The organism is Paenibacillus medicaginis (genome assembly GCF_042138635.1).
In the GTDB taxonomy this organism is placed as follows: domain Bacteria; phylum Bacillota; class Bacilli; order Paenibacillales; family Paenibacillaceae; genus Paenibacillus; species Paenibacillus medicaginis.
Genome location: NZ_JBHIRY010000024.1, coordinates 82,316 through 89,711, shown reverse-complemented (window position 1 = coordinate 89,711; position 7,396 = coordinate 82,316). Strand labels below are relative to the sequence as shown.

Genomic DNA, 7,396 nt, shown 5'->3' with positions numbered 1-7,396 from the left:
CGTTTTTGCTCACTTCCATGGGTAACATCTCCTTTATGGATATTGTTACCAATTACACGGAAGTTTAAACGCTCTCCCTTCGGTGGGTTTTGCTGCTCATTATTATTTTTAAATATCTCAAATTTAAATATGGAGTCTTTGTTCTGACATTCCGGAATTACTCTGCAATACATCCTGCTTGCTTGCACAGGAATTCTATCTGTAATCACGTATTTTGCAAATCTCATGGCTTCAATTATGTTGGTTTTGCCCGAAGCATTCGCGCCATATATAGTTGCACATCTTAATAATGAACTTTATCTAGTGTAACAACATGTTCTTTGTTCTTTTTTATTTTTTTTGCAGGAATCATTGCCAACTCTTGTTTGTCGTAAAAAGACTTGAAATTTTCTACACTAAATCGAACCAGCATGATTTGTCACTCCTTTTTGTTAGGGAAACATGCAGTTCTCCAAAAGTACAGATTATGCCCTGCACGCCCATATTAATTAAACCTCGGGGGCTCCCGAGGCTTAATTGTGGTATATAACGGTTAGTTGTATAGGGGAGCGGTTGCAGGTTATAAATACTTAGCTTTAAGCCAGGAATATATTCAGGTCATTAATTCATTGACTGCGCGTGCAGAAGCGGAAGGGTCGTTCCCTAAAATTACAACCAAACATATCGAAGCCAGACTGCCTGCGGCTGTTCTCAATCAGGCTATTCGGGATGCCCGGAGTGTGTATAGAAAGACCGTAAAGAAAAAGAAACGACCTGTTCTCCAAAATCTTGTCTACTGCATCAATAACCAAAATTATTCGATTGGCGAATCTGCGATTGCTTTTCCCATCTATATCGGCAACAAGGTGAAAAAGACGGCATTTCCAGCCATCATTACAGACCGGGAACATCAGCTACTGCAGCAGGCGAAGCCGGGGCTTATGCGGATCGTCGAGAAATCCGGGAAATGGTATGCGCAAATTTCGCTTGAACTCTCTACGCCCTCCACCACGGATGGAAACATCATGGGTGTGGATGTTGGATTAAAGGTACCGGCCGTTGCCGTGACAGAGGAAGGAAGGACCTGTTTTTTTGGCAATGGCAGAGAGAACAAGTACAGGAGGCGCAGATTTCATTCAATTTTCCAGGAGCTGGTGCAAAAGAATCAATGGCAAACCCTTAGCAAATGGAAGGATAAAGAACAACGATGGATGCAAGATCAGGACCATAAAATCAGCAGATAAATCATTGATTTCGCGGTTGCGCAGCATGTATCAATTCTTCGTTTGGAACGAGTAGCCCATATTCGAAAAAAGTTGAAAACCAGTTCTGCATGCGAACATCATCTGTACACCTGGACCTTTTATCGCCTGGCCCAATTCATTGAATATAAAGCCCGTCTGGCAGGAATCAGGGTCGAATATGTGAACCCGGCGTATACCTCCCAAATCTGTCCGGCCTGCGGGAAGCGCACATTTGCTATTCTGGATAACTCCCTTAATGAAATATTATTGGCTTTGGTTAGTTCCTTTATTTTTACAACTACTTTCTTTCCCATTCAAAATCTCCTCACTTTTCTGAATATCTGCTTGACGTCCCGCATATGCGGGACATATAACCATTTCATAATCGGTTCTCGTATTAGTACCACCGCTTCTGTAATTCGCCAATCCGATCCTCGAAGAATGAACATACATAAGTGCAACAAACTTCTGTGCTTTTCCAAGGCAAATACAAAGTAAAGGTGGAGCAGGATGCAAAATGTATTGGAATCGCTCTATTATGGTGAACTGGTTCCCCATGAGCAAAGCATGTCCCAAAGTCCGGAGTATAGATTGTTGAACGATCAGATCATTCAGTCCCTGAATAGCTGGAAAAAGAAGCTTTCCGAAGATGATTTCACCGAGCTTGAGGTGCTAGCCGATCTGTACCATCAAGTTCAGGGAATCGAAATGGCCTGCAAATATGGCCGTTGCTCCTTGGATTTCCATGCCAACCAGACCCGAGGAGGATGCAATATCATCCCCGTGTCTATGTTTTAAGTTCACTATTCTTGGCTTCACTTTCCTGAAACACAGCCTGTGCCAGATGCTCATTGCTTTTTAGGCTGACCGAATACGTCTTGCTTTTGGCCTCTTGCTCACAATAGTGAATTTCATCCTGAATGTCCTTCGTAACCGGTTAGACGGAAAGATGTTTTTCATCGATTCATCCAGCGTGTACATCGCTTTTCTCAGGTCAAAGCATAAATATCAGATTCTGTGACCGGGTTGTTCTCCAACTCCAAAGTACTTTTCATAATTCTAGTGGCAGCTTTTTCGATCCCGGAAACCCGAACATATTCATGTCGCTCACGTTTGTTACCTTCTCTTGTTATCAAATTTTAATGGTTGTGTGCTTCTTTTGAGCTTCAAGAACATCGTATAATGCCAGTTTATAATTGATTTTATCCATATTATAGTATAGCTCTTTTATTTTATTCTCGATCTCTTTTTTATGGGTAAGCATCATCGTTTTACGCTCGGACATGGTCTCGTCGCCCTCTTTGAACAACTTTACATATTTCTGGATTTGCACAATCGGCATACCTGTTGCCCGCAGTGCGGTAATAAAATGAACCCATTCTATATCTTCCTGATCGTATAGACGTTTTCCGTGTTCATCACGCTTTACATAAGGAAGCAAACCTTCGCTTTCGTAGTATCGAAGTGTGGGAGCCGATATGCCTGTCATCTCGGTAACCTCTTTTATACTCATCATGTGTATTAACCCCTCTACTTTTTATTCAAGTTAACTTTAACATAATTCAATACAATTTTGACTATGATGATGCCTTCAAGCCATGGGTATGGGGGAGAATCAGTACTGTTTTTCAAGCAGTGTCCTCATAATTATACACGAAACACCAAAGGGAAAAACACTGTTGACTTCAAGTTAACTTTAATATGTATGCTGTGAAAGTAAGCAAATTTCACTTTTCAAAGGAGAGGGAAAACATGTGTAAAACAAGTGTGCTAAGTGTCCCAAGTATAAAGGCACCGTTCGAAAAAACAACGATTGAACGGAGAGAATTGCGACCGGACGATGTATTGATCGATATCAAGTTCAGCGGAATTTGCCATTCGGATATTCACAGCGTACACGGTGAGTGGGGTGAGGGGATTTTTCCGATGGTTCCCGGGCATGAAATCGCTGGAGTTGTGGCGGCAGTCGGTGCTGGAGTTACAAAATTTGCAGTTGGGGAGCGCGTTGGCGTGGGATGTTTTGTGGACTCCTGCGGAACATGCGAATATTGCCTCAAGGGTGAGGAGCAGTATTGCATGAAAGGTGTGGTACAGACCTATAATGCGTTGGACTATGACGGTAATCCGACCTACGGCGGATACAGCCAAAAAATCGTGGTTACGGAAAGGTTTGTTGTCCGTATACCGGACGGTCTGGAACTGGACGTGGCGAGCCCGCTGTTGTGTGCAGGCATCACTACGTATTCGCCTTTGAAGCACTGGAAGGTTGGTCCCGGTAAAAAGGTTGCCATTCTGGGCGTTGGCGGGCTCGGCCATCTGGCGATTCAATACGCGCATGCCTTGGGCGCTGAAGTTACGGTCTTGAGCCGCTCGATGGATAAGAAAAGCGAGGCTCTGGGCTTTGGCGCAGACCAATACTTTGCAACCAGCGATCCGGGAACCTTCAAAGCATTGGCTGGCCGTTTTGACCTCATTCTGAACACTGTATCTGCGAATCTTAACGTGGATGCGTATTTATCGCTGCTTCGCGTAGATGGTACGCTTGTCAATGTGGGTGCGCCGGGTACACCCGATCAGTACAATGCGTTTTCCTTACTTATGGGCCGTCGCAGCATTGCAGGCACACTCGTAGGCGGGATTCAGGAAACGCAAGAAATGCTTGATTTCTCGGCAGAGCACAGCATTACTCCTCAAATCGAGGTCATTCGTGCCGATCAGGTAGACGAAGCTTATGATCGAGTCCTCCGCAGTGATGTGCGTTATCGGTTCGTTATTGATGTATCCACCCTGTAAGTCCAAATAACGATCATTTTGAATTTGCTCGCATAAATGCGGGCAGCCTTGCCTGGGTGAGTGTCCTTCAATCTGGTATAGTCTTCAAAAGTGCCGATCCGCACGCCGTACGCTTCCATTTGACTCCAATCCGTGCAGTCAATTGCTCGTTGACATCGATCACGCTGTTGCGCGCGATGCCGAGTTCCTGGGCGGCTTTGCGAGTTGAAGGCAACTGCAGTGCGGGGGCGATCCATAACCCACAAGTTAAGAGTGAGGAACGATCATGAACGATGCAGGAAGAAGCGTGACGATGGAGAAGGGCGGATGATGCGCCCTTTTCCACCATAATATCCGTGACGGAAAACCTACATATCTCTTGACTATTTGTGGCTGGATTAGACACAGCGAGAAACTAGCAGCATCATACACTTGGTAAGATACGACTTGTTTTTTGTTATAAAGGATCTTGTCACACATTCCAGTAAATATTTGAGTCCATGCGAGTTTGCTTTTTTGGTTAGGTAATAATAGGAAAGTTCGTATAAAAGGTAAAGAATATGATCATTGATCATTCTATCCGTATATTGATCAATTTCTTGATTTCTCTCCATATATGATTTGATGTGCTCATCAAATTTTGCAAGTATATCGTCTACGTTAAAATTAAAACGGTTAGCGGCTTCCATAATATTGGAAAGTCCTAGAAATATCTCATTCGGATTTTTCTCTAAATATGTTACGTAGTAAGGCAAGATTTCTAAATCACCGGAGAATAGCTTGTTTAGATAAGTGTTAGCTTCTGCCCATTCCTTGAATAAACGTTTCCAGTGTAGTGTATCTTCATCTGTCTCTTTCACCCAGCTTAAATCGGCGTAGGCATAGGTGTATTGCAAGGCAGATTTGTAATCTCCGCGCCCCTCGCTAACACAAGCTCGAAGCAAATGGGAATAAGCAATATAAAAGAACAAGGGTCTTCCTGTTTTCTTTGGTGAATGTCTGTCTGCTCGGTTGCGGCGATTTTGAAAGTAAAGAGCTTGAGCAAGCGGCTCCATTTTATCTATGGTTTGCTCTAATCGATCCCACTCTCTCAGCGATCTGTATATATTCGCTAACTGTTTTAAGGCATCTAACTGGTCTGCTTCATCCAGCCGCTCAACATAAGGTTCAAATTGAGTTGCTGCATGTAAATTATGTGTTTGATCATCTGACTTGATCTGCAGTAAAAATAGACGATAGTGACACATAGCAAGGCGTTCTGAGTGTTGACGAGTTTCACTTTCAGCAACACACGTGTACAAGATCGCCGCTGCCTGGTCCTGGTTATTATGAAAAAAGTCCTCGGCTGTCTCGAAAAGTATAGGAGCATACACTAAATTGTCCAATAGCAAACCAACGGTTTGTCTCAAACAATCCAGTTTGTCCAATTCTGCACAACGATACAGGAAGGGTCTGATTCTGCGCCAATTAGGTGATGCCTCGTTTAAATATTCCTGTATATATTGCTCATAAAAATAACCTTCCGGGAGTTCCATGACAGAGGTGATTCGATCTAGTTGATTCAAAGCCATCACACGGTTTCCACTCATGACGGAACTCATCGGACACAGGTCAATTGACGACTTTAGATTTTATTTTACCGACCTTATTTGAACAATCGTATTGATTGACTGTGTTTAATCAAAATAAAAAGAAAAGCAGTACCATTTTGATCCTGGTACTACTTTATGCTTGATCTTGGACCCCCAACGTGCTTTGTAAAACGTCATATTAACCCCATCCGTGTTGTAAAAGCTGAATGATAAAACTATTTGGCTCTTGGGTAGAGATTAGAACTAAGGTAAAACTAACCATTAACCAGAGCGTAGTGACTTTTTTCATTCCGGTACACCTCTTCCATAAAATTATGATAGACTGTTGCTGTTTCTGAAGAAGCTAGAATACGATTGTTTTCAAACAACACCATACACTTAAAGATATCAGTCTTGTTTTTTATTATAACCGATCTTTCCAAACACTCTATTAAATATTTAAAACCTATGGATTCTTTTTTGCGGGTTAAATAATAATCAGCAATTTCATAGAAAAGATAAAGAGAATACTGATTAACAACATTATCGCTATAAACACCGATTGTTTGTTGTTTCTCTAAATATGATGTGATCTGCTCTTCGAATTTTAATAATATGTCGTCTACGTCGAAAATAAAGAGGTTTGCTGCTTTCATAATGTTCAGCAATGCAAAAAGCAACTCATCTTGATTTATTTCTATATATGCTACGTAATGAGGGAGAATTTCTAATTCGCCCGAAAGCAGCTTGTTTAAATAGGTGTTTGCTTCAGCCCATTCTTTAAACAGGTTCTTCCAATGTAATGTCTCTTCGTCAGTTTCTTTGACCCAGCTTAAATCGGCATATGCATAAGTGTATTGTAGGGCTTGTTTATAGTTACCACGTCCTTCATTGACTTCCGCACGAAGCAAATTTGAATAAGCCAGATAAAAAAATAAAGGTCTTCCGGTTTTCATTGGTGATTTTCTTATCTTCCGGTCATTGTGTATATCGAAATAAAGAGCTTTGGCAATAGGTTGCATTTTGTCCACTATCTTTTCTAACCGATCCCATTCTTTGAGCGACCGGTATGTATTCGCTAGTTCTTTGAGCGCATCAAGCTGATCCATCTCTTCTAATCTATCAATGTAAATTTCAAACTGGGTTGCTGCATGCAGATTCTCAGCCTGATTATGATTCCGAATCCTTAATGAAAACAAACGGTAATGACATAAGGCAAGTCTTTCCGAGTGTTGGCGGGTTTCACTTTCCGCAACGCACTCGTACAGTATTGCCGCTGCTTCGTCTTTGTTATCGTGAAAAAAATCCTCTGCTGTCTCAAAAAGCAAAGGAGCATACACTAAATTGTCCATTAGCAAACCAACGGTTCCCCTTAAACAATCCAGCTTGTCCAATTCCGCGCAACGATACAGAAAGGGTCTAATTCTGCGCCAATTGGGTGATGCTTCGTTCAAATACTCCTGTATATATTGTTCATAAAAATAACCTTCCGGCAGCTCCATGACAGAAGTAATTCGATCCAGTTGATTTAAAGCCATCACACGGTTGCCATTCAGGAGGGAACTCATCGTACCTGCATTTAATCCCTAAATTTTGCCAAAACGTGAAATGTTCAATTCTCTTTGCTTCATGAAACTATCCAATTGATCTCGAATCGTGGTTGTATCGCTCAAATTAACCACCCCTGAAAGTTTCTACTACTATATTACAAATATAGCCATTTATCGAACGCAGGTCAATTGATTTGACAAAAATATTATGATGAAAGACCTGCTTGATCAATGCCTACAGTGAATCATGCTATAATATTTGAAAAAAACAAGTAGGTGC

At 41.9% G+C, this 7,396-nt stretch carries 8 protein-coding genes and 3 pseudogenes; 4 read left to right on the top strand and 7 right to left on the bottom strand.

The genetic code is table 11. The features are described 5' to 3' along the window. Positions 1 to 209 (bottom strand): hypothetical protein (locus tag ACE5LO_RS20665; RefSeq protein WP_375521876.1); only part of this gene is annotated, 209 nt, incomplete at its 3' end. 74 nt (positions 210 to 283) lie between these two features. Continuing rightward, positions 284 to 412 carry a hypothetical protein gene (locus tag ACE5LO_RS20660; RefSeq protein WP_375521875.1) on the bottom strand — a complete coding sequence of 43 codons (129 nt, stop codon included), beginning with the start codon at positions 410 to 412 and terminating at the stop codon, positions 284 to 286. Positions 413 to 608: 196 nt separating this feature from the next. On the opposite strand from ACE5LO_RS20660, the gene ACE5LO_RS20655 reads away from it, so the two are divergent. Both ACE5LO_RS20655 and ACE5LO_RS20650 read left to right on the top strand, forming a co-directional pair. Continuing rightward, complete coding sequence (locus ACE5LO_RS20655) at positions 609 to 1,223, top strand: hypothetical protein (protein WP_375521874.1); 615 nt, start codon at positions 609 to 611, stop codon at positions 1,221 to 1,223. Positions 1,224 to 1,265: 42 nt separating this feature from the next. Continuing rightward, positions 1,266 to 1,412: pseudogene (locus ACE5LO_RS20650) on the top strand (IS200/IS605 family accessory protein TnpB-related protein); the annotation flags it as partial. 35 nt (positions 1,413 to 1,447) lie between these two features. Here the strand turns inward: ACE5LO_RS20650 and ACE5LO_RS20645 are convergent. Next, positions 1,448 to 1,537, bottom strand: a pseudogene (locus tag ACE5LO_RS20645) (helix-turn-helix domain-containing protein); the annotation flags it as partial. A gap of 196 nt (positions 1,538 to 1,733) precedes the next feature. Between ACE5LO_RS20645 and ACE5LO_RS20640 the strand changes: the two are divergent. Next, complete coding sequence (locus tag ACE5LO_RS20640; protein ID WP_375521873.1) at positions 1,734 to 2,021, top strand: DUF6809 family protein; 288 nt, start codon at positions 1,734 to 1,736, stop codon at positions 2,019 to 2,021. On the opposite strand, the pseudogene ACE5LO_RS20635 reads toward ACE5LO_RS20640, so the two are convergent. Beyond that, a pseudogene (locus ACE5LO_RS20635) lies at positions 1,938 to 2,121 on the bottom strand (IS5/IS1182 family transposase); the annotation flags it as partial. The gene ACE5LO_RS20640 and the pseudogene ACE5LO_RS20635 sit on opposite strands and share 84 nt — an antisense overlap. Positions 2,122 to 2,355: 234 nt before the next feature. Beyond that, the gene (locus tag ACE5LO_RS20630) at positions 2,356 to 2,739 is read right to left on the bottom strand and encodes a MerR family transcriptional regulator (RefSeq protein ID WP_375521872.1); all 384 of its coding nucleotides are present in this window, start codon (positions 2,737 to 2,739) and stop codon (positions 2,356 to 2,358) included. Between the two features lie 185 nt (positions 2,740 to 2,924). On the opposite strand from ACE5LO_RS20630, the gene ACE5LO_RS20625 reads away from it, so the two are divergent. Next, a complete protein-coding gene (locus tag ACE5LO_RS20625; RefSeq protein ID WP_375521871.1) occupies positions 2,925 to 4,016 on the top strand; it encodes an NAD(P)-dependent alcohol dehydrogenase in 1,092 nt (363 codons plus the stop codon). A 377-nt stretch (positions 4,017 to 4,393) separates the two neighbouring features. Here the strand turns inward: ACE5LO_RS20625 and ACE5LO_RS20620 are convergent, their stop codons facing one another. Both ACE5LO_RS20620 and ACE5LO_RS20615 read right to left on the bottom strand, forming a co-directional pair. After that, positions 4,394 to 5,584 carry a transcriptional regulator gene (locus tag ACE5LO_RS20620; protein WP_375521870.1) on the bottom strand — a complete coding sequence of 397 codons (1,191 nt, stop codon included), beginning with the start codon at positions 5,582 to 5,584 and terminating at the stop codon, positions 4,394 to 4,396. Between the two features lie 257 nt (positions 5,585 to 5,841). Continuing rightward, the gene (locus ACE5LO_RS20615) at positions 5,842 to 7,134 is read right to left on the bottom strand and encodes a transcriptional regulator (protein WP_375521869.1); all 1,293 of its coding nucleotides are present in this window, start codon (positions 7,132 to 7,134) and stop codon (positions 5,842 to 5,844) included. Between the last annotated feature and the right edge of the window lie 262 nt (positions 7,135 to 7,396).